We start from the raw sequence: 620 nt of genomic DNA on the forward strand, positions 1-620 counted from the left end.
ACACCATGGACAAGGCCGGGTTGATCGCTCGCGTGATGTCGGCCATCGGCATTGAGCGCGTGGTTGAGCCTTATGTTCGCCCCAAAGCCCTGCAGTACCTCGAAGAGGGCAAGGTCGTCATCTTCGCGGCCGGCACCGGCAACCCGTTCTTCACCACCGACACGGCAGCCGCATTGCGCGGCGCGGAGATCGGCGCCGAGATCGTGCTGAAGGCCACCAAGGTCGACGGTGTGTACACTGCGGACCCCAAGAAAGACCCGAAAGCCACGCGCTACACCAACATCACCTTCGATGAAGCCATGGGTAAAAACCTGGAGGTCATGGACGCCACCGCTTTTGCGTTGTGTCGCGACCAGAAACTCCCCATCAAGGTGTTCAGTATTTTCAAGCATGGTGCGCTCAAGCGCGTCGTGCAGGGCGAGGACGAGGGAACCCTGGTTCACGTCTGAGCCTCCTGTCCCAGCTTGTTCTTTTTCGCTATAAAAATCCGGAGATTCGACCATGAGCATTGTTGAAGTCAAGCAGCAGGCAGAGCAAAAGATGCAGCAGTCTATTGACTCGTTCAAAAATGGCCTGACCAAGATCCGCACGGGCCGCGCCAACCCCGGTTTGCTTGATAC

Annotated in this window: 1 protein-coding gene and 1 pseudogene; both read left to right on the forward strand. The window is 57.7% G+C overall.

What is annotated here, in order from left to right; translation table 11 throughout:
• A partial coding sequence (locus tag AC1DWI_RS25695) for an amino acid kinase family protein (RefSeq protein ID WP_477726262.1) occupies positions 1-449 on the forward strand: 449 nt, incomplete at its 5' end.
• A gap of 52 nt (positions 450-501) precedes the next feature.
• Positions 502-620 (forward strand): annotated as a pseudogene (locus AC1DWI_RS25700) (ribosome recycling factor); the annotation flags it as partial.

The organism is Polaromonas sp. P3_C2, from assembly GCF_056402675.1.